The sequence below is a fragment of the Paraburkholderia polaris genome, from assembly GCF_012927345.1.
GTDB lineage: Bacteria > Pseudomonadota > Gammaproteobacteria > Burkholderiales > Burkholderiaceae > Paraburkholderia > Paraburkholderia polaris.
The window spans coordinates 89,755-109,886 of the sequence record NZ_JABBGJ010000007.1 but is presented as its reverse complement, the minus strand read 5'-3'; the positions used below and the strand labels follow the sequence as shown (position 1 = coordinate 109,886).

Genomic DNA, 20,132 nt, shown 5'->3' with positions numbered 1-20,132 from the left:
TTGCGCCTGCCGGTTTTGACCGGTGGGCGCAACTTCTGGATGTCGTTTCAACCCTCGTCAAGCCGCTTCAGGTCTATTGACACCGTCCCCACGCCATTCATTCCATGACCGAAACGCTGGCCAACCGTGCCAAAAGCTCACGCCGTGAGCGCCGTGCACATGAACGCGCACAGCGTCGCGACGATCCTCACTTGCATGAGCCCCAGAAAGAAGCCGCCAGTCCAGGCTTGCCCATCGCCTGGCTGCTCCTGCTTCTGTTTGCCTCGGGCGCCGCATCGCTGATCTACCAGGTCCTGTGGATCAAACAGCTCGCGCTGGTGGTGGGCGTCGAGGTGCAAGCCGTCACCACCGGTGTCAGTGCCTTTTTCGCAGGCCTTGCAATAGGCGGCTGGGTCCTCGGCAAGCTCGCCGACCGGCTCGCGCGGCCGTTACGCCTGTATGCGCTGCTCGAAGCCGGCGTGCTGGTGCTGGCCGTCGCCAGCACGTGGATGCTGCCGCATGCCGCAGCGCCGTTTGCCTCGCTGCAAGACCGGATCGGACCGCTGGCCTGGGCGTTACCCTTCGTCCTGGTCGGCTTGCCCGCGGTACTGATGGGCGGCACGCTGCCGGTGCTGATGCGCGCGCTGTGCCCCGCCGCCGCCCACATGGGCCGCTCCGGCGCCCGTCTCTATGCGGCCAATACAGCCGGCGCGATTGCCGGCACGCTGGCCGCGAGTTTTATTCTGATTCCATGGCTCGGCGTGCAGGGCAGCGCATACGCCGCTGCCGCACTGAATGCCGGCGCGGCGCTGGTCGCCGCGCTGCTCGGACGCACGCAGCAGGGCCTCGTGCCGGCAGTAGGGTCACCCTCACCGGCCATATCTCCACGTCAGTCTACGGCTGACGTCGTGCTCGACGCGTCTTCCCCGGCTAGTAACGTGCGGACCGCGCACGACGCGCCCTCCTCCGAAGACATCGCGCGCAACGCGCACGCTTCGAAGGCTCGCCTTGCACTCGCGCTCTACGCGATCGCCGGCGGCGTCGCGCTCGGTTACGAGGTGGTGTGGTCGCAGGTCATCGTGCAATTCATCAGCACCCGCAGTTTTGCCTTCGCCGTGGTGCTGGCCACCTATCTGCTAGGCCTCGCGCTCGGCAGCGCGCTGGCGTCGCGCTATGCCGATCGGGCGCGCGATCCGTGGGGCGTGTTTGCGGTGCTGATCGTGTCGGCCGGACTGGTCGCGCTGCTGGAGATCGCCGTGCTGGGCAACGGGCTGCTGCACTGGCAAAGCCTCGCGCGAGAAGCCGCACTCGGCGCCACCGGCAACCTGTTGACGGCCATGTGCGCGGGCTTCGCGGTGGCGGCCGTGTGCGTCGTCTTCGTTCCTACCCTGCTGTTAGGCGCGGCGTTTCCCTTCGCGTTGCGTCTTAACGTGGACAACCGGCACACGGGGCGCGACGTCGGAGCCGTCGTGGCGCTCAATACCGCCGGTGGGATCGCCGGGACCCTGTTGACCGGTTTCGTGCTCGTTCCGAAGCTGGGCCTCATTCACACACTCGCGGCGCTTGCCGTGCTCGCGGGCGCAGTCAGTCTGGCTGCCGTGTTGCGCGGCTCGGACGTGCGGCCGTTCGCACGCTGGAGCGTGCCTGTTCTTGCCGCGCTGACGCTCATCACCGTCATCGTCACGCCGTCCGACCGGCTCGCCACGCTGCTCGCCGAATCGCGTGGCGGCAATCTGACCTTCTACGAAGAGAGTGCGGGCGGCACGGTGGCAGTCGTCGAACAGAACGCCGGCCAGCGACAATTCCGGCGGCTCTATATCCAGGGTGTCTCCAACTCCGGCGACACCATGGCGTCGCTGCGATATATGCGCCTGCAAGCCCTGCTGCCTTTGATCATCCACCGCGAGACGCCGCGCACGGCGCTGGTGATCGGGCTCGGCACCGGCATTACCGGCGGCGCGCTGCTCACCTGGCCGGGGCTGGAACACCGCGCGGTCGCCGAACTGTTGCCGGCCGTCGTGCGTGCCGCACCGCAGTTCAAGGGCAACTACGCCATGAGCACCGACGCCCGCATGGACATCAGGATGCGTGACGGACGGCGCGAACTGCTGCGCAATGCCGAACGCTACGATCTGATCACGCTCGAGCCGCCGCCGCCGTCGGCCGCGGGTATCGTCAATCTGTACTCGTCGGACTTCTATCGCCTGGCGGCGTCGCGCCTGCAGCAAGGCGGCATCGTCGCGCAATGGCTGCCGTTGCCGACGCAGAATGAAGAGGACACGCGTTCGCTGATCCAGAGCTTCATCCAGGTGTTTCCGCATGCCGCGTTGTGGACCACCGAGTTGCACGAGATGATGCTGGTCGGTTCAATGCAGCCGCTCGAACTGGACGTGCCGCGGATCGAAGCGCGCTTTGCGCAACCGCAGGTCGCCGCGGCACTGCGCGAAGTCGGCATTGCGTCGCCGGCGGCGCTGCTGGCCACCTGGATCACCGACCGTGCCGGCCTCGCGTACTACGCCGCGGACGCCCAGCCGGTCACGGACGACCAGCCTCGCATCGAATACGCCACATGGGTTCGCCACGACGCCTTCCCGACGACGCTGACACACTTGCTGGCACTTCGCACGGCCCCGCCATTGCAGGGTGCCGACGATGCGTTCCGCGCCGCCATGGAGAACTCGCGCGGCGCATTACAGAGCTTCTATTCAGCCGGGCTGGATGCGTATAAAGGCGATCGGGATGCATGGGCGCAGGACATCGGCAATGTCGTCCGCGCGGACCCGGACAACGCCTACTACCGATGGCTCATCGGAGACGGTAGTTAAGCGCACTGGTAAAGTGCCCGTGATTTCGTTGCTCCTCTAACGCATTCAGCCAACTCGCCACGCCGCAATGCCGTTCAAGCCAAATCAAAGAAGCGCCTGCGCCTCGATCATGCTCCGCACGCGGTATCTTCCGGCCGTCGTTGCCCTGAGCCTGTGTTTGCAGGGGTGTACGCTGCGCGGTGCGCCGTCGTATGAAATCTTCGGCGCTTATTTTCCGCTCTGGCTATTGAGCGCTGTAGTCGGGCTCCTCGGCGCGCTCACCGCCCATCGGATCTTCGTTTCCACGGGGTGGGCGCAGATCGTCCCGTTTCAACTCTCAGTCTGCTTGGCCATCGGCCTGACGGTCGCGGTGCTCTTCTGGCTTTCGGGAACAGGACAGCTCTTATGAAAATCGCCGGTTTGCGTAAAGCCTCTGTCAAAGGCCGCGTGATCGCGGGCGTGATCGTCGTACTTGGCGTCGCGGCGGCCTGGTATGGCTATGACCGGACCACCCGGTTTCCATCAACAGACGACGCAACGATCGATGCCGACGTCGTGCACGTCGCTTCGCCGGTCGGTGGCCGGATCATCAGGTTGGCCGTCGAAGAAAACCAGCGGGTTGCAAAGGGCGACGTGCTCTTCGAGATCGATCCTGTGCCTTATCGGCTCGCGGTCGCGCAAACCCAGGCCGATCTCGAACTGGCCCGCGCGGCGCTCGAAACGCGACGCAGAACGATTGTCGGCGAGCGCGCCAATGCGGTCATCGCCGGTGACCAGACCGGCAAAGCAGCACACAACTACGAACTGGCGTCGCGCACCGTGCAGCGGCTCACGCCGCTCGTGGCGAAGGGCTACGTGCCAGTCCAGCAACTGGATCAGGCGCAGGTCGCGCAACGCGATGCGGCGTTATCGCTGAAGCAGGCGCAGGAGCAGAAGCAGGCGACCGCGCGGACCATCGGCGACGAGGCCGACGCCATCGCCGTCGTGCATGCGCGCGAGGCCGCCCTCGCGCTCGCGCAGCGCAGCCTCGACGACACCATCGTGCGCGCGCCGCAGAATGGCTTCGTCACGGGGTTATCGGTGCTGGCGGGCGAGACGATCGCGCCGCATCAGTCGATCTTCACGCTCGTCCATGCGGACGAATGGTTCGCCGTCGCCAACTTCCGGGAAGGCGCGCTTGCCCGAATCCAGCCGGGAGATTGTGCGACCGTTTATTCGATGATCGACCGCAGCCAGGCCATTCACGGCAAAGTGATCGGCATCGGCGCGGGCGTTAGCGATTCCGACCGTATCAATCTGCCGCGCACCTTGCCGATCGTCCAGCAATCCGTGAACTGGGTGCGGGTCGCCCAGCGCTTCCCCGTGCGTGTGCGGCTCGACGAGCCGGCCGCCCGGCTGGTGCGAATCGGTGCAAGTGCCATAGTCGAGGTCCGGCATGGCGCAGCCTGCCGGTGATCTTGCCCGACCGGGCCCCGCCGACATCCTGAAGCTGCTTGCGCCCTACCCCGGGCGCGCGGCGATGGCGACCCGCATCGCGCTGATTTGCGCGCTGACGGCGTTCGTGACGAGCGTGTACGGCACGCCGGAAGCCGCGATCTCCGCTTACGTCGTGTTCTTTTTGAACCGGCCCGATCGGGTCTTGAGCGTGGTGCTGGGCTCGGCGCTCCTGGTGCTGGTCACGCTGGTCGTCGGGCTCGTCATGGTGGTGGCCATGTTCGCGCTCGACGATCCCATGTGGCGGGTTGCGTGCATCGCGGGGTTATCGTTCGGTCTGCTGTTCGTGACCTCGGCGAGCAAGCTGCGGCCCGTGGGCGCGATCATCGCTATGATCGTCGGCTTTGCGCTCGACGAACTCGGCAGCGTACCGTTCGGCGAAGTGGCGACGCGCGCCCTGCTCTACGCCTGGCTGATGGTCGCGATTCCGGTGGGCGTCTCGATCGGCGTTAACCTGTTGATCGCGCCGTCGCCGCGGAAGCTCGCCGGCCGCGAGTTGGCAAAGCGTCTGCGGCTTGCTGCCCGGAGCCTGGTCGAACCCGAGGCGACAGCCGACGCCCTCAGCGCATGCCTGCGCGAAGGCGACGCGGAAATCGGCACGTGGCTCAAGCTCTCGGTGGTCGACGGGTCGTCGGTGCGCGACGATGTCGGGCCGCTGCGGCATGCCGTGTCGTCGACGCTGGCGATTCTGGTCGCGGCCGATCTGGCGGCCAGCGAACCGTCGGGACGGCTGCCAGCATCGTTCGCCGCGCCGATCGCCGGGACGCTGGAGGACATGGCCCGGATGCTCGAGGCAGGTGGCTATCCGGTCGACATCGAACTCAGGCTGCCCAACGTGACAGAACTGACGCCGCTCGCGCGACTCCTCGTTGAGGATCTGCATGCTGCGATCACCCGCTTCGCCGTGGTCGAAGTGCAAACCGATGGCGGTGCCGATGTCGATGTCGATGTCGAAGGCAAAGGCGAACGCGAAGGCGAAACCGACGCGCGAACCGGGGCACGCGCTCAAGCTCAAGTCAAAGCCAAGACCCCGCCGGCACCCGTCGGCAAGCGCGGCGGGTTCTTCCTCCCGGATGCATTTACCAATCCCGACCACGTCCGCTACGCGCTGAAGACTACCGTGGCGGCAATGTTCTGCTATCTGCTTTATTCGCAGATCAACTGGCCGGGCATTCACACCTGCTTCATCACGGTCTACATGGTGTCGCTCGGCACCACCGCCGAGACCGTCGAGAAGATGACGCTGCGGATCGCCGGCTGTCTCGTGGGCGCGCTCCTCGGTACCGCCGCAATCGTGTTCGTGACGCCGGTGCTAACGTCCGTCGCCGGGTTGATGGCGCTCGTGCTGATCGGTGCGTGGCTGTCGGCGTGGGTCGCATTCGGTTCGCCACGTATTGCGTATGCCGGCTTCCAGATCGCCTTGGTGTTTTTCATGTGCGTGTTGCAGGGGGCGGCGCCTGGCTACGATCTGACGCTCGCGCGGGATCGCACGATCGGGATCCTGATCGGCAATGTCGTCGTGTATCTGGTCTTCACGCGCATCTGGCCGGTCACCGTGGCCGCGCGGATCGACACCGGGCTCGCCGCGCTGCGGCAGCAGTGGGAACGACTGACGGCCCTGCCTGATGCCGTCACGCGCCGGGCACAGGCCGCGAGCGCCATGGCTCAGTGCGGCGCGCTGGAACAGGACCTCGCGCTGATGCATTACGAGCCGTCGTGGGTCCGCCCCGAACCGCAGTGGATCGCCGAACGCCGCAGCGCGCTGGCCAGGCTCGACGCGCTGGAAGGACCGATGTTCCTGCTCGCCGAGCGTCGACCGGGCGATGCCGCGATTGAAGGCTGGCTTAAACGGGTTGTGGGTGGGCTGGTGGTGTCGGCGGGCGGAGGCGGTGCTGGGGATGCTGCGGATGCTGCGGATGCTGCGGGTGCTGCGGGTGCTGCGGGTGCTGCGGGTGCCACGGGTGCCACGGGTGCCACGGGTGCCACGGGTGCTGTCAGCGTACAACGTGCAGGCGGCGCAGCGGGCGCAGCTTTGCCGGTTGCTCCAGGCCCAGCTTTTCCAATTGCTCCAGACGCAGCTTTGCCGCTCGCGCACGGCCCGGCTTTACCGGTCGCCCCAAATGCGGCTTTACCGAAAGCAGCAGCCGACGACGACACACGCATCGCTTTGCTGAACCTCGGCGATGCACGCCTCACTCAACTCGAACACGCTGCGTCGAACGACGCGGCGAAGGAACTCGCAACTCATGCGCCGGCTTAACCCACGATTCGCACTGGCGATCCTGGCCGCGGCGGGTTTGGCCGGATGCGCCACGTCGTCCCTCGACATGGCGCCGGACAGCCCCGACCGTCCGTGGCAACCGCAGACGGATGCGGCCGGCGCGATCGTGCCGGGGCCGACTAGTTCGGCTAGTTCGGCTACTTCGGCTACTTCGGCTACTTCGGCTAGCTCGGCTGCAACGGCTGCAACCGCACACGGCTACACGTTACCCGCGAATCCCGCCCTCGCCGCCGTGCCGCCTCCGCCAGCGCTGGAGCAGGCGCATGCATACGACCTACCCGAACTGATCGATCTGGCGGAGTCGGCGAACCCGCTGACTCGCATCGCCTGGAACGACGCACGCAATGTGGCGCTCGCGGCCGGCATCGCGAAGAGCGCGTACCTTCCGCAACTGTCGGTCGCGGCGATGGGGCAATATGCCGGCCTTCATGATTCGAGTTCATCCGTGCTCGGCGATTCGTCGGCGAGCGCAACGGGGCACGGCATGACTTCGGTGGTCGCGCTGCAATGGCTGCTGTTCGATTTCGGCGGACGCGCCGCGCGCGTCGAGGCCGCGTCGCAGGCATCGGTGATGGCGAACATCGCCTTCACTGCAGTCCACCAGCAGGTGATTTTCGACGTCAGCGTCGCGTTCTACGCGTACCAGGCCGCGCGCGCCCGCATCGCGACAACGCAGCAAGGCCTCGACAATGCCGAAGCGATCCTGGCCGCGGCGCAGTCGCGCTACAAGCATGGCATTGGCACCGTCATCGAAGTGGCGCAGGCCAACCAGAATCGCGCGCAGGCGAAGCTCGCACTCATCCAGGCCCAAGGCGCCGAAAGCAACAGCTATCTCGCGCTGATCTCCGCGATGGGGATTTCTCCGCTCTCGAAACCCAGGATCGCGGAGATGCCGGCGCACACGCTCCCGGCGATCACGAACGATTCAATCGACCGGATCGTGTCGTCCGCCATCGCCCGCCGCCCGGACGTGTTGAGCGCCTATGCGGCCGAACGGGTCAATCTCGCGAAGGTGAAGGCGGCCGAGTCGGACTTCATGCCGAAGGTATTCGTCTCGGCGACGGGGGCATACAACACCGGCAGTTCGTCGATCTCGGCGGTTCCGGCCATCGGTCAGCAGTTGCCGACGGTGAACCTGAGCGGTGGCCGCTACGGCGGCAGCGTGATCGTCGGCGTGACAATTCCGCTGTATGACGGCGGCTTGCGATCGGCGGTGCTCGCGCAGGCGCGCAACGACGCCGACAGCGCCTCGACCCGTCTTACGCGAAGCCGTGAAGAAGCGGTCCGGCAAATCGTCGCTGCGCAGAACACGTTGCAGACCAGTCTTGCCGCGCAGGCGGCTGCTAAAGAATTGCTTGCTGCGGCGCAGACGACTTACAACGCCGCGTTCGACGCCTATCGGCAAGGTGTCGGCTCGGTGACCGACGCGCTGCTCGCGCAGAATCAATTGCTCGCGGCGAAGAACGCGGACGCGGATAGTTACAGCAGTGTGTTGTCGGCAGCAGCGGCGCTTGCGCTGGCGACCGGGTCGGTTGAGTCGATTCCGATGCGTGACAATTGGTGAGGGAGTCTGAGGAGCCCTATGGGTCAGGCGATCTGCCTTAAGTCCATAGACCGGTAACGCAGGCCCTCGCCGAAGTTCGCCAGCATCTGGTGTCGCAGAAAGCGCTCGTGCCCGGCAGGACTGCTCCAGCGCCCCGATACAAAACGGACCGCCTGACAGACACAATTTGCCTTACACCACGCCAGCATTTGGAGCTCGCGACGACCGGGCCACGACGGCGCACGCTTTTTGCTTCACGAAAGTACCTGTCGCAAGGCGACGGCGACGAACAAGCGGGCGATAAGCCCGCCACGTGAGGGCATCTGCCCAGCCGACCCGCGGTGGAGGAGCTATGCGAGCAATCCATGACACGTCACACACGGTACGTATTGCAATTCTTGCCGGGGTGATTTCACTGCTTACCGCATGTGGCGGGCATGGAGACAACTCAAGTAGCGGCAGTAGCACTGCCACTCCGGCGGGCGGCGTTAATCTGCAAGTCGTCTCGTTCGGCGACAGCCTGTCGGATGTCGGGACTTATGCGCCGCTCGCCAGCGCGGTGGGCGGGGGACGTTTCACGACCAATCCGGGTCAAGTGTGGACTCAGGACGTTGCGCAATACTACGGCGGCTCGCTAAGCGCCGCGTTCACGATCGACATCACTCATAAACTGAGTGCGCAAAGCGGCTTCGGCTATGCAGAGGGTGGCGCCACGGTCGCGACGCCGGCAAACCAGAACGACTTTCTTACTGACGTGATCGGCAATGTCGAAATGCCGGTCAACCAGCAGGTTTCGAGCTATCTAAGCACGCACGGGAGCTTCAATTCCGGTCAACTGGTACTGGTCTGGGCTGGCGCAAACGACGTGCTTCGCGCCGGTTCGCTGCCGGCGGCGGCGCCGACCGTGCAAACAGCGGCATCCACCCTCGCTCAGATTGTCGGGCAGATCGTTCAGAACGGCGCCACGCATGTGGTGGTGGTCAATGTGCCGAATATCGGCCTGGCGCCCAAAGGCATCACCTCGCCCGACGGCGGAGCCAATCTGACCCAGCTATCCGAACTCTTCAACGGGGACCTGAACGCTGCCTTGCAAGCCGATGGCCTGCAAGGCAAGATCATCCAGATCGACGCTTATACATGGGTAGACCAGATCATCGCGAACTTTCAGGCCAACGGCTTCGCCGTGACAAACACCAGCCAGGCCTGCGACCCCACGAAAACGCCGGACGACACAGCTTTGCTGTGCTCACCGGCGACCTACGTGACGTCCAATGCCGATCAAACCTATATGTTCGCCGACGACCTTCATCCGACGACCCATCTGCATGCACTGTTCGCCCAGTACGTGGAGCAGCAGATCGCACAGAGCGGACTAGGGCACTGACTGCAGCATCACTTCAGGCTGCCAGCAAGAAACTGCCCCAACCGTTCGCTTTTCGGATTGACGAGGATGTCTTGCGGATTGCCTTCTTCTTCGATTTTGCCCTTGTGCAGAAAGACCACGTGATTCGATACGTTGCGAGCGAATCCCATTTCGTGCGTGACCACGATCATCGTGCGCCCTTCTTCGGCCAACGCCTGCATGACTTTCAACACTTCGCCGACCAGTTCCGGGTCAAGCGCTGAAGTGGGTTCGTCGAACAGCATGACTTCGGGCTCCATTGCCAGTGCGCGTGCAATAGCCACCCGTTGTTGCTGGCCGCCGGACAGATGGGACGGATATTTGCTTTCCGTGCCGGCCGTGAGCCCCACCTTGGTCAGGTACTTGCGAGCCCGCGCCTCCGCTTCGGCCCGGCTCAACCCCAACACGCTGATGGGCGCTTCGACGATATTTTCGAGCACGGTCATGTGTGCCCATAAGTTGAAGTGCTGAAACACCATCGATAGCTTGGCGCGCATTTTCTGCAGTTGCTTGCGATCGCTCACTTGCAATGCGCCTTTTCGGTCACGCTTCGTCTGGATCTCTTCCGCGTCGACGGTGATACGCCCAGAGCAAGGCTGCTCAAGAAAATTTATGCAACGCAAAAAAGTGCTTTTCCCCGAGCCGCTCGAACCGATGATACTGATGACATCACCGGCCTTTGCCTTGAGTGATACGCCCTTCAGAACCTCGTTGTCACCAAACTTCTTGTGCACGTCGTCGACAATCAGCTTATACATTCTCAATACACTCCATCTTGGCTGCGGGTAGCCGGTTAATGCCCTTGCGGCTTCAGAAAGGCCAGCAAGCGTGTTTCCATCCGGCGAAACGCCCATACCAGCGTAAAGACGATGGCGGCATACAGCAGGGCAGCAATGCCGTATGCCTGGAAGGAAGCGTAGGTTGCGGAGTTGACGTCGCGCGTCACTTTCAGAATGTCCGGTACGGTGGCGGTGAAAGCGAGCGTCGTGGCGTGCAGCATCAGGATGACTTCGTTGCTGTAGTTGGGCAGCGCTCGCCGCAATGCGGACGGCAGGATGATGCGGGTGTAGAGCTTGAATTTCGACATCCCGAAAGCCTGTCCGGCTTCGACCTCACCATAAGACGTCGCCTTTATCGCGCCGGCAAATATCTCCGTGGCGTACGCACACTCGTTCAGCGTAAACGCGAGCAACGTGCAATTCATCGCACTCCGGAAGAAGGCATCGAGTAGTTCGTGCGAGTGCACGACCTGGAGGCTGTAGAGGCCTGTATAGCAGAGCAGCAACTGGACATAGAGCGGCGTGCCGCGGAAAACATACGTATAGAGCCAGACCGGTCCGGAGATGAAGCGGTTACGCGACGCGCGCGCAACGGCGAGTGGAACGGCGAGACCGAAGCCCAGTCCGATCGACGCAACGAGGAGCCACAAGGTAATGACAAGACCGCTGTAATGGTAGCCGTCGGTGTATAGATAGTTTTGCCAGTATTGCCTGACGAGTTCAATCACAGCGCTGCCCTCCGTACGCCCATCGAATAACGCTTTTCCAGCCAGATCAATGCAAGGTTCGACACGGTTGTAATCACGAGATAGATCGCACCAGCGGTCAACGTGAAAAAGAAAAACTGCAACGTACTCTTGCCCGCATCCTGAGACGCCTTGACCACGTCGGAGAGGCCGATGATCGAGACCAGCGCTGTGGCTTTGACCAGCACCTGCCAGTTGTTGCCGATGCCGGGCAGTGCGAAGCGCATCATTTGCGGGAACATGATCCGGCTAAATACTCGCCATGAGCTCATGCCGTAGGCGTAGCCAGCCTCGAGCTGCCCGCGAGGAACAGCGAGAAACGCGCCGCGAAACGTCTCGGTAAAGTAGGCCCCGTAGATAAAGCCGAGCGTGATGACGCCGGCAACAAACGGGTCGATGTCGATCTGATCGACACCCAGCCAGTCGGTCAGATTATTGAGCAGGATCTGAATGCCGTAGAACAACAGCAGCATCAGCACGAGGTCAGGAACCGCGCGAATCAGCGTCGTATAAATCGTGCCGAGGCGAGACAGCACCCGGTTGGGCGATAGTTTCGCTGCGGCACCGCCAAGCCCCAGCACAAACGAAGCAGCCAGCGACAACATCGCCAGCTTGATCGTTTCCCACATGCCCGCAAGAAGAAGCGGGCCAAACCCGTGAAATAACATGCTTACGTATCCTTGATGGCGAGGCGTTTGATCGCGCAGCGCATCTGTTCTGCACGGCTGATTTCGGGAGCTTGAACAGATGACGCCGCGCCGCCGCGCGGCGAGTGGATCGTGTATATCAACGAAAAAAAGGTGCGACGAGAAAGGCGCTCAGTTGCCGCTCAGCCGCCGTACACGTCGAAGTCGAAGTACTTCTTCTCGAGCTTCTTGTAGGTGCCGTCCTTGATGATGTCGGCGATGGCCTTGTCAACCTTCACCTTCAGGTCGGCGTCGTCCTTGCGCATGCCGATGCCTGCGCCATTGCCCAAGACCTTTTCATCGACGATATCCTTGCCGGCGAACGCAAAGCCTGCGCCACGCGGCGTCTTCAGAAAGCCGATTTCAGCTTCCACCGCATCTTGCAGCGAAGCATCGAGGCGCCCCGAGAGCAGGTCGGTATAGACCTGATCCTGGTTCTGGTACGGCACGACCTTTGCGCCCTTCGGCTCCCAATAGGTCTTCGCGTACGTTTCCTGGATCGTGCCCTGTTCGACACCGATCGTCTTGCCGGCCATCGCTTGCGGCGTCGGCAGCAGCGGCGAGCCGGCCTTGGCGACGAGGCGCGTCGGCGTGTTAAACAGTTTCGCCGAGAAGGCAACCTGTTCCGCGCGTTGCGGCGTCATCGACATCGACGACAGCACGCCGTCAAATTTCTTCGCCTTCAGCGCGGGGATCATGCCGTCGAAGTCGTTTTCAACCCACACGCATTTCGCCTTCAGACGCGCGCAGATTTCGTTGCCGAGATCGACGTCAAAGCCGACGAGCTTGCCGTCCGTGCCCTTTGATTCAAACGGCGGATAGCTGGCATCTACGCCGAACCGAACGGTCGACCAGTCTTTTGCATACGCACCGGTTGCAACGGCGGCAAGTGCGATGCACAGGACGAACTTCTTCATAAACTCTCCAGAAACGGTCTTCGAGGCGCTGAACGGTGCGGGGCGAACTACCCCCGTCTCCGTGGATTCTACCCAGCGATGTTGTATATACAGGGTGATTTTTACTTCGTACGCGCCTGCATCACCTTATGTTGTATAGACATCATGGTAGCGAGTCCACTTTCAACACCGCAAGTAGGGTTTGCGCGCATGATGCGCGATTTACGCTCGAATTTACGGGAGTTTACAAATAGCTACGACAACCTGAATGAGCGCTATCCCTATGCAAATCACGCAAGTTGTATATACATATTTCACTTCAAGGCTCGAACACCCCTGTCTAGACAGGGGTGCGTGGGCAGGGCGAGCGGGTGCAGACGCTTGCCTCGGCCGTCCTATGAGGCGGCCAGTCGTTCGCTCCGGCTGCATCAATCACCGCAAAGATTCGCTCTGTCGTCGCATTTACACGTGCTGCCTTAGGCGTCAGGCGAACGCGACATAAGCCGCCACGAGGATCATGCAGATGCCGAACACTCGCCTTTTCGAGCGTCGAGGACATACACTGAAGCTCACCGCAAAGGGCGAAACCTATCTTCCGGAACTCGCCTGCGCGCTCGATCGCATCGCGGCGGCAACCGTGCGCCTGATGGAGCCTGATGAGCGGCCGTTGCGCATTACCGTCCTGCCGTCGTTCGCGTCCCGATGGCTGGTGCCGCGTCTTGAAGCGTTTCGCACGTGGCTGTTGTCAGAGGCAAGAGGAGAAAGATGTCATGGAACCCGCTGAATTCCTGGCAGCCACGCGACAGTTGGCAGCAGCCGCTGAGATTCTAGCCAAGGCCGGCCCCCAAACATGGCAGTCCGATGCTTTCCAGATGGTCGCGTTTTTTCGCCAATACGACCACCCCGGTTGCGGCTTGAATGCGGTCGTAACGTCCGACAACGCGCTGTTCGCGCGCACGGCTCACGCCGCCCTCACTATGGCTGGACGTAATGAGTTTGCCGCGTCGCACGCGCTTCTCAAACAGGCTCAAGCGCTTTTGTCTGCGACGTGAAAGCAGTGGCCACGAGCGCTGCGAGTAGAACAATGGAGGCGGACGGCACCTTGCAGCTTGCCCCGCTCATGGGCTGACGCTATTCTCCGTTCTCTCCATCACCCCCGACTTGCCGAATATAGTAGGTTGCAGCTTGTCTGTCGGCGAACGCTAATCAGCCCATCGAAAGCGCTTGTCGCGAACAAGCGCTGGCTTTAGCGTGACGTTCGCCAGCCAATGCGGCAACGCGGGGATAAAAAGTGCGAACCTCAGGCCCGCGCGGACGATGGCGCGCAACAACCAACGCAGGTTGTAGCCGACAGCACACAGCACCGCGTGTAGCGTATCCCGATATGCGTTCGACACGACCGTGAACGTACAGTTACGCTCGGCAGCGGCGCGTCAATAGTCTCTCCAGCGCGTCTATGCGACGCGCCGGCCACTCCTGATGGATTAGTACGGCGCGACAACCGGTTGCTGGGCGGTTTCTGCATTTACGCTCGTTGTCTCTTTGGCGGACGGCTGTTTGCGCTTGTTGGCCTTTGCTGTCGCAGCTTGGGCTTGGGCGTGGGCTTCCGCTTGTGCTTCCGCTGCGATCTGCGAGGACTCTTCAAGAAGGCGCGTCGCACGGCTTGCAGTGATGCGGCTTTGAGCGACGCCCTTCGCATCCAAGGCGATCACCTGGAACAGTTCGCGGTCGCAGGTGAGTTCCTGCTGATACTGCTCCCCGGTGTGGACGAGTAATTCAAGCAGGGTCTGCTGGTGTCGGCGTTCCTCTATCGTAATGGCAGGATTCCTACATATTGTGGCCGCAAAAGTGACAAGTGTGTCCAGTTGGTTCAACTGCCGGTTGCAAAGGTCGAATGCCTGCAATGCGAGTTTCTCGTGCTGAAGCGCGTCGACAGGTGGGCGTGAAGCGGGTTGGGATTGTTTAGCGGCTTTGGTCATGGTGCGATCTCCCTGAGACTTCGTTGGATCGCCCGACACTCGCTTGCAAAGTGGGTGAGCGGGCACGTAGCAGGTTGACAGACCGGGATTTCATCAAACCGGCGAGCCTTGCGGCTCCCCACTACGGCCCGCCCATTGGAATATAGACGTGCGCAAGTAGACGCACGCCCCGCCTGGGCGGGTGTGCGGATGAAATCACAGGCTGTCAAACCCGGCCGCCGGGTGTTTCCCGACGGCTTGATGATTATAAATCAGAGTGGGTAGATTGCTTTCAACTGTGCAGGCTAAATGTTGCGTTTGGCCGGCAAGGCGCTCAACGCGACGCTCATTCTTCACCGCGCCACTGCACGCGCATGCGCGCGTTGAACGCGGCAACGTGCAGACGGTCGCTGATATTCCGTGTACAGGACGCTTTCCTGGAGGCGGTGGCCGACGCGACGCTGTGTATTTCTAGCGCCCTCCTTCCATCGCCGTAGCGTCTCTCGACCTGTTGGGACCCCGCCCTTCGGAAAAGATACGAACGCGACATGAAAGGCGTTGATCGGCCGGAGGCGCCATTGAGGTGACGACGTCGGTGACGCAACTACAGGCCGCTTTCCCGCCGTTCGCGTACCGATGGCCGCAAACGTCAGGTCTCACTGTCAGCGACTGCGTGCTCCCGCCCCGCATAGGCCCCTCGATGCAGCGTGAATCCAACGGCAGCTTTTCAAGTTGCAGGCCATCCGCACAACCGCTACCTCAAGGTCAAGGTGCTTTGCCGGCGCGGTCGTTGTCGGCTTCACGCCCCGGCGCGTGCGTGGCCTCCGTTCTGGTTTGTTCGTCGAAGCGGAGTAACGCGGGTGAAAGGAAGCAGCCCATGACCGCGGACAGGATAATAAAAATCGAGGCCGCATCGACCAGCAGTCCGAAGCGCATGAAAATAAAGAAGCAGCCCAGCAGATTAAGCAGATGCAGGACTATACCCAGAGCGGTGATGCCCTTGGGGGCGGCTCTTATGAATACCGCGAAGCGCGAATGGGGGCGAGGCACATACCAGATGATCAGCAGCCCGAACGTCATGATGAAGGCGCATTCTGCCCATTTCAGCCAGGTGGGGCGTCGCAGAAAACGTCCCTCGAAAATCGTCTCGATGACCTGCGCCTGAATTTCGATGCCCGGCACCAGTTCCCCCAACGCCGTCGTGCGCATGTCAGTCACGCCGGCACCGGTCAGTCCGACCAGCACCAATTTGTCCCGGATCCGTTCCGGATCGACGGTTCCCTGCAGGACGTCGCGTGCCGACGCATAGCGGCTCAGCGTCGACCGAATGGACGCGAAATGCAACCAGATGTCACCCCCCGGCTGCGTGGGCACCAGCACATCAGCGACACCGACCGCCTGCACGCCCGATGTGTCGGCATAGACGTCGATCGCCGAAGAGCCCGTGGCGAGGCGGAGCATTTCCATCGGTAGACTGGGGACCAGTTTCTCCCTCAAACCCGTGATGAGGGGAATATGCCGGACTACGCCTTGTTCGAGCGCCACGCTCAGCATCGCCTGCCCGTGGGCCGCAGCCTGCAGTTCCGGCAGGCTGGCGATCACATAGTCGAACCGTTGCACGTGGCCCAGTGGGTCGGTGCCATGAACGAGGATTGGAGCGCTGAGCAGATCGGTGCTGGTGGCGAAGGCCGCATGATCGAGCGGCGCGGCACCTAGTATGGTTGGCGCTGCGCGCAACGATCTGGCGAGAATGGCTTCGTGACTAGGCAGGGCCCGTAGGCCGGCGGCGAGCGCTGCAGCCGCTTTCGGCAGATTGCCAGCCACCTTGTCGGGAGAGGTCTGATCCGGCTCCGGCATGTAAATGTCGAGACCGATAGCCAGCGGTTTCAGTGCCGCAATGGCGTCGATCAGGCTCGCGAGTCGATTTCGCGGCCAGGGCCATTGACCGACGGTTGCGAGCGTCTCCTCATCGATCTCGACAATGGTTACGGGCTGAGCGGTCGGAATCCGTGGGAAGTGACGTTCATACTGATCGAACAGAATTTGCCGGGTTGTTTTAAAGGAGTCGGGAAGCGCCTCGTCGAGCGTGTCCACGAAGGCCGGGCGTAGTATGTCGCTCGGCCATTCGCTACACAGGTTGAGCAGGCTCAGGCCGAACAACACCACCAGTGCCACCGGACGCCCCTGGACCACCCTCAGCAGACTCCTGATCCGGGCAAGCCATGGGTCGAAATAGCGTTTCATCGACGGAAAGGCCGTTCAGCGCCGATGAGTGGCGCGGATCATTGGATTGTGATGACTGCGCGCCGGTTCATGCGATTGGGAACGCCATCTGCCGTGGACACCAGTGGCTCGCGCTTACCCCGGGCAGCGGTCTCTATTTGTTGGGCAGGAATGCCTTGCTTGATCAGGAACGCGGCAACAGTCTGCGCCCGCTGCATGGACAGTCGGTCATTGAATTCCTGAGAGCCCGCCAGATCGGTGTGACCGACCACCACGAGCTGCGGCGCGGGCCAGGTCGCCAGGACGGCTTTTAGCTTGTTAACTGTGGCGGATGACTCCGGAGCCAATTCGGTGGCGGAATCAAAGAGAAAAAAGATCGTAAATGCCATGGGCCGAGGCGGCCGGGCCGCGAGTAGCTCGCTATAGCGTGCCTGCACACTGGATTGGCTATCCATCGTTTTTTCGATGTCACCGCCCTTGGTGACGCCGACCCCGGCGTAAGCCTTGTCTATTGTCTGCTCTCCGGTGGCGCTGTGGACAATGACCGCTCCGACTTTGCCATCAGGATCCGGCAATAGAATAATTTTGTCCGGAGTGCTGCACCCGGCCAGGTATGCCAGCATGACGAATGCCGCTGCAGATGCCAGCCCGCGACGTCGGATTGCAGCCTTCAACGTGCACTCTCCCCTTTATCGCCGACTTCGATAATGAATTCAGTGCCGCGCACGCCCAGTGTGGTAGTCGGCGTGCTGAAGCGGACGGCATCCGGGTTCGCCTTCGCCAACTTTCCGGAAATCACTGCCAGGGAACCGCGTTTGATGGAGGCGTCGAGCACCCCCTCATGGGTCGTGGTATTGAACGCGAATTTGTTCAGATCGAGGATGGTATTGGCGCCGGCCGAGAGTTGGGTAGTGTCACGCAGCGTGATACCGACGGAAGATTCCGGGCCGGTCACTATGCGATCGCTGCCGTAAACCTCGCTGCCGATGGCCGCACCCGAACTTCCTCCAGCCCGTTCGATCTGCACCGTGCCTTTAAGGGTCTTCACGACGCCGGCAGCATCGGCGGCAAGTGCATCGGCGACAGCCATGCATCCGCAGACAAGAATCAAGGCATATTGGATGGCGCGAAGACGCATCGGTGGCACCTGATTGCGTAAAGCTGCTTTCCGCGGGGCAGCGCGACTCCCCGATGTCGACCTGGTGTTGTGAGCGATCATTCCCCAACTGCTCGTGGCGTTGGGGTTTGCGAAGGACGTGCAGAAATACTGCTTCTGGAAGTCTGCTTGAAACGTGTCTGCTGTATCGGACAAAGTATGGCCCCGAAGCAGACACCGCATGGCCGCTAGCAGTTAGCGGTGCAAGTCCGGACTCAGCCTTTCTCAACAAGCCCAGCGTTGCTGAGAAAGTGCAAGTCCGGACTCAGCCTTTCTCAACAAGCCCAGCGTTGCTGAGAAGCCGCTCATAAATGTTGCAGTTGAGTCGCGCGCTCAGTTCGGCGGCGCTTGACTGGATCGCGCCAAGAAGATCAGCCGTCGGAGGCGACGGGACATCGCGACTCGGACCGATCACGCCAATCGAGCCGACCAGGACGTCGCGTCCCCTGAAGATCGGAGCTGCCAGCAGATTGATGCCATCAATGACTTCGCCGTCCGCATCTTCATAGAGACGCTCACGAATTAGCGCCAGGCGTGCCTGAATTTCGGCCGGATCCGTCATTGAGCGGTCGGTGAATTGCTGCAGCTTACGCCTGAGCACGCGCTGTTGCGCGGCTTCGTCCAGATAGGCCAGCACCAGTCTGCCCTGTGCGGAGCAATGTGTGGCCGGGCGATTGCCTGGCTTGACGGAAATCACCACGCCCCGGGTAGATTCCGCCGTAGCAACGACAAGTGCCGAATCGTGAGTGGCGACCGAGAGGACAGCGGTTTGTCCAGTCACATCGCGCAGGCGGGTCAGGTAAGGGTCCGCCAAGGCACGCAGATCAAACTGCTCCGCGGCGGCCGTGCCGAAGAGGACGAGCTTCGCTCCGAGCCGATATTTCTCGGTGAGGGGGTCTTGCTCGACCGCGCCGACCTGTTTCATGGAGGCGAGATGACGGTAGACGCGCGGCTTCGGTTCGTCGACGATCTGCGCCAGTTCGGTGACGCCAAGCGGCCGGCGCGCCAGCGTAAGTTCGTCCAGCAGCCGGAACACAATGCCGACGGATTCGAGGAGCGCCGGCCCGGTGGGCTCCGCCGCAGGTGCAGTGTCGGACGTGCGTGTGCTTGCCAATGTGATTTTCCTCAGGGACGTCGATGTCCGGTATTGCATCGGCAAAAGACTGGCCGATGCAAGCCCGGAAACACGCGATACTGGATTCAGAGGCCCATTAATGTGGCCGCGTTCGTGGCAGTCATTTTACGGACATCGGCTTCGCTGTAGCCAATTTCGAGCGCCGTCTCGATTACGCTGCGGAATCCATCGACAATGGTCGGGTTACCCTTTTGCCCCAGATCGGAGCCCAGAATCGTCAGATCGACCGTACCGGCCTCAATCACCTGACCGAGAAACTCCGGGTCGTAGAACCGGAATTTCGAGCCCGGCACCCACATGCACATTGAGTGCTCCATATAGACGCCTTCCTTCGCCAGTTGGCGCATGTCATCGAGGCTCGCATCGACGACATAGGTCGGATGGTTCACGAGCAGGCGCTTGACGCCCCGCTTGCGCGCTTCTTCGAATAGCGGCCAGATCTCGCTGATGTGCAGGTGTCCGGCGGACAGCACCACATCAGCGGCTGCGATCAGATCGAGAATCGCCTTGACCTCCTCCTTCAACTTGCCGTCGTCGTCGAGCACGGTCAGTGGAATCGACTCGAGCATCTTCTGCGTAGTCTGCGGAAACTTCTCGTTGAAGTGCACATCGTGCTTGTGGTGCGCGATGTGGTTCGCTGACGAAAAAGTCGGCATCCAGACGAGGCGCGCCCCAAGCTTCAGGCCGTGCTCTACAGCATGCACATTCAGACCGCCGACCGAATTGTTCAGCGGAACGCCCGACAGCATCAGAACGCCAAGGTGTGAATAGTGCTTGTTGAGCAGTTCCGTGACCGGCGTCGCGGAGTAGTAGTGGTCCTTCAGCAGTACCGCGCGCAAACCGGCGGCAGAGGCTTCCTGCATCGCCTCGATATGGTCGAGGTAGCGCGGCATCACGGAGGGGCCGCTATGGCAATGCAGGTCGATCGAGCCGCGCAGGATGGCGTCGACCGTTTCGGTTGAATAAGGTGCTGCAATTTGGGTAGTGTCGGAAGCCATGGCTGTCTCCGGATATCAGTTCAGATGGGCGAGATGCGGTGTGCGCGAGGAG

The 20,132-nt window shown here is 62.1% G+C and carries 18 protein-coding genes; 8 read left to right on the top strand and 10 right to left on the bottom strand.

From position 1 onward, the window contains the following. Positions 1-104: 104 nt before the first annotated feature. The 6 genes from HHL24_RS08255 to HHL24_RS08230 all read left to right on the top strand — a co-directional run bounded on the left by HHL24_RS08255 (position 105) and on the right by HHL24_RS08230 (position 9,485). On the top strand, positions 105-2,804 hold the full coding sequence (locus HHL24_RS08255) for a fused MFS/spermidine synthase (protein ID WP_169485009.1): 2,700 nt from the start codon (positions 105-107) through the stop codon (positions 2,802-2,804). Between the two features lie 109 nt (positions 2,805-2,913). Continuing rightward, positions 2,914-3,192, top strand: a complete 279-nt coding sequence (locus HHL24_RS08250) for a hypothetical protein (protein ID WP_169485124.1) — start codon at positions 2,914-2,916, stop codon at positions 3,190-3,192. Continuing rightward, positions 3,189-4,238, top strand: a complete 1,050-nt coding sequence (gene mdtN / locus HHL24_RS08245; RefSeq protein ID WP_169485008.1) for a multidrug transporter subunit MdtN — start codon at positions 3,189-3,191, stop codon at positions 4,236-4,238. The genes HHL24_RS08250 and mdtN overlap by 4 nt, the downstream gene beginning before the upstream one ends. Next, positions 4,219-6,537, top strand: coding sequence for an FUSC family protein (locus HHL24_RS08240; protein WP_169485007.1), 2,319 nt, complete (start codon positions 4,219-4,221; stop codon positions 6,535-6,537). Before mdtN ends, HHL24_RS08240 begins: the two co-directional genes overlap by 20 nt. Further along, complete coding sequence (locus HHL24_RS08235) at positions 6,524-8,122, top strand: TolC family protein (RefSeq protein ID WP_169485006.1); 1,599 nt, start codon at positions 6,524-6,526, stop codon at positions 8,120-8,122. The genes HHL24_RS08240 and HHL24_RS08235 overlap by 14 nt, the downstream gene beginning before the upstream one ends. Positions 8,123-8,453: 331 nt before the next feature. Beyond that, complete coding sequence (locus HHL24_RS08230) at positions 8,454-9,485, top strand: SGNH/GDSL hydrolase family protein (RefSeq protein ID WP_169485005.1); 1,032 nt, start codon at positions 8,454-8,456, stop codon at positions 9,483-9,485. An 8-nt stretch (positions 9,486-9,493) separates the two neighbouring features. On the opposite strand, the gene HHL24_RS08225 is transcribed toward HHL24_RS08230, so the two are convergent. The 4 genes from HHL24_RS08225 to HHL24_RS08210 form a co-directional block, all read right to left on the bottom strand. Next, a complete protein-coding gene (locus HHL24_RS08225; protein ID WP_169485123.1) occupies positions 9,494-10,261 on the bottom strand; it encodes an ABC transporter ATP-binding protein in 768 nt (255 codons plus the stop codon). 35 nt (positions 10,262-10,296) lie between these two features. Then, positions 10,297-11,010: an ABC transporter permease gene (locus HHL24_RS08220; RefSeq protein WP_169485004.1), complete on the bottom strand. Its 714-nt coding sequence runs from the start codon at positions 11,008-11,010 to the stop codon at positions 10,297-10,299. Then, complete coding sequence (locus HHL24_RS08215) at positions 11,007-11,696, bottom strand: ABC transporter permease (RefSeq protein ID WP_169485003.1); 690 nt, start codon at positions 11,694-11,696, stop codon at positions 11,007-11,009. Before HHL24_RS08215 ends, HHL24_RS08220 begins: the two co-directional genes overlap by 4 nt. A gap of 161 nt (positions 11,697-11,857) precedes the next feature. Then, positions 11,858-12,631, bottom strand: a complete 774-nt coding sequence (locus tag HHL24_RS08210; protein ID WP_169485002.1) for an ABC transporter substrate-binding protein — start codon at positions 12,629-12,631, stop codon at positions 11,858-11,860. A 502-nt stretch (positions 12,632-13,133) separates the two neighbouring features. Here HHL24_RS08210 and HHL24_RS08205 point away from each other — a divergent pair. After that, entirely contained in the window at positions 13,134-13,394 is a 261-nt protein-coding gene (locus HHL24_RS08205; protein ID WP_206002765.1) for a LysR family transcriptional regulator, read from the top strand. After that, positions 13,381-13,662, top strand: coding sequence for a hypothetical protein (locus HHL24_RS08200; protein ID WP_230417379.1), 282 nt, complete (start codon positions 13,381-13,383; stop codon positions 13,660-13,662). The genes HHL24_RS08205 and HHL24_RS08200 overlap by 14 nt, the downstream gene beginning before the upstream one ends. A gap of 432 nt (positions 13,663-14,094) precedes the next feature. Here the strand turns inward: HHL24_RS08200 and HHL24_RS08195 are convergent, their stop codons facing one another. The 6 genes from HHL24_RS08195 to HHL24_RS08170 form a co-directional block, all read right to left on the bottom strand. Next, positions 14,095-14,589 (bottom strand): hypothetical protein, encoded by a 495-nt coding sequence (locus HHL24_RS08195; protein ID WP_169485001.1) that lies wholly within the window; start codon positions 14,587-14,589, stop codon positions 14,095-14,097. Between the two features lie 744 nt (positions 14,590-15,333). Then, complete coding sequence (locus HHL24_RS08190; RefSeq protein ID WP_169485000.1) at positions 15,334-16,812, bottom strand: CHASE2 domain-containing protein; 1,479 nt, start codon at positions 16,810-16,812, stop codon at positions 15,334-15,336. A gap of 38 nt (positions 16,813-16,850) precedes the next feature. Then, positions 16,851-17,465 (bottom strand): OmpA family protein, encoded by a 615-nt coding sequence (locus tag HHL24_RS08185; protein WP_230417378.1) that lies wholly within the window; start codon positions 17,463-17,465, stop codon positions 16,851-16,853. Then, on the bottom strand, positions 17,462-17,929 hold the full coding sequence (locus tag HHL24_RS08180; protein ID WP_169484999.1) for a FecR family protein: 468 nt from the start codon (positions 17,927-17,929) through the stop codon (positions 17,462-17,464). The genes HHL24_RS08185 and HHL24_RS08180 overlap by 4 nt, the downstream gene beginning before the upstream one ends. Positions 17,930-18,212: 283 nt before the next feature. After that, on the bottom strand, positions 18,213-19,100 hold the full coding sequence (locus HHL24_RS08175) for an IclR family transcriptional regulator (protein WP_169485120.1): 888 nt from the start codon (positions 19,098-19,100) through the stop codon (positions 18,213-18,215). A 47-nt stretch (positions 19,101-19,147) separates the two neighbouring features. Then, on the bottom strand, positions 19,148-20,080 hold the full coding sequence (locus tag HHL24_RS08170) for a DUF6282 family protein (protein ID WP_169484998.1): 933 nt from the start codon (positions 20,078-20,080) through the stop codon (positions 19,148-19,150). Positions 20,081-20,132: the final 52 nt, after the last annotated feature.

Bases quoted from the DNA above. Each gene is read 5' to 3' on its own strand.
- HHL24_RS08255 (WP_169485009.1), top strand. From the start codon at position 105: ATGACCGAAACGCTGGCCAACCGTGCCAAAAGCTCACGCCGTGAGCGC.
- HHL24_RS08250 (WP_169485124.1), top strand. From the start codon at position 2,914: ATGCTCCGCACGCGGTATCTTCCGGCCGTCGTTGCCCTGAGCCTGTGT.
- mdtN (WP_169485008.1), top strand. From the start codon at position 3,189: ATGAAAATCGCCGGTTTGCGTAAAGCCTCTGTCAAAGGCCGCGTGATC.
- HHL24_RS08240 (WP_169485007.1), top strand. From the start codon at position 4,219: ATGGCGCAGCCTGCCGGTGATCTTGCCCGACCGGGCCCCGCCGACATC.
- HHL24_RS08235 (WP_169485006.1), top strand. From the start codon at position 6,524: ATGCGCCGGCTTAACCCACGATTCGCACTGGCGATCCTGGCCGCGGCG.
- HHL24_RS08230 (WP_169485005.1), top strand. From the start codon at position 8,454: ATGCGAGCAATCCATGACACGTCACACACGGTACGTATTGCAATTCTT.
- HHL24_RS08225 (WP_169485123.1), bottom strand. From the start codon at position 10,261: ATGTATAAGCTGATTGTCGACGACGTGCACAAGAAGTTTGGTGACAAC.
- HHL24_RS08215 (WP_169485003.1), bottom strand. From the start codon at position 11,696: ATGTTATTTCACGGGTTTGGCCCGCTTCTTCTTGCGGGCATGTGGGAA.
- HHL24_RS08210 (WP_169485002.1), bottom strand. From the start codon at position 12,631: ATGAAGAAGTTCGTCCTGTGCATCGCACTTGCCGCCGTTGCAACCGGT.
- HHL24_RS08205 (WP_206002765.1), top strand. From the start codon at position 13,134: ATGCCGAACACTCGCCTTTTCGAGCGTCGAGGACATACACTGAAGCTC.
- HHL24_RS08200 (WP_230417379.1), top strand. From the start codon at position 13,381: ATGGAACCCGCTGAATTCCTGGCAGCCACGCGACAGTTGGCAGCAGCC.
- HHL24_RS08195 (WP_169485001.1), bottom strand. From the start codon at position 14,589: ATGACCAAAGCCGCTAAACAATCCCAACCCGCTTCACGCCCACCTGTC.
- HHL24_RS08190 (WP_169485000.1), bottom strand. From the start codon at position 16,812: ATGAAACGCTATTTCGACCCATGGCTTGCCCGGATCAGGAGTCTGCTG.
- HHL24_RS08180 (WP_169484999.1), bottom strand. From the start codon at position 17,929: ATGCGTCTTCGCGCCATCCAATATGCCTTGATTCTTGTCTGCGGATGC.
- HHL24_RS08175 (WP_169485120.1), bottom strand. From the start codon at position 19,100: ATGCAATACCGGACATCGACGTCCCTGAGGAAAATCACATTGGCAAGC.
- HHL24_RS08170 (WP_169484998.1), bottom strand. From the start codon at position 20,080: ATGGCTTCCGACACTACCCAAATTGCAGCACCTTATTCAACCGAAACG.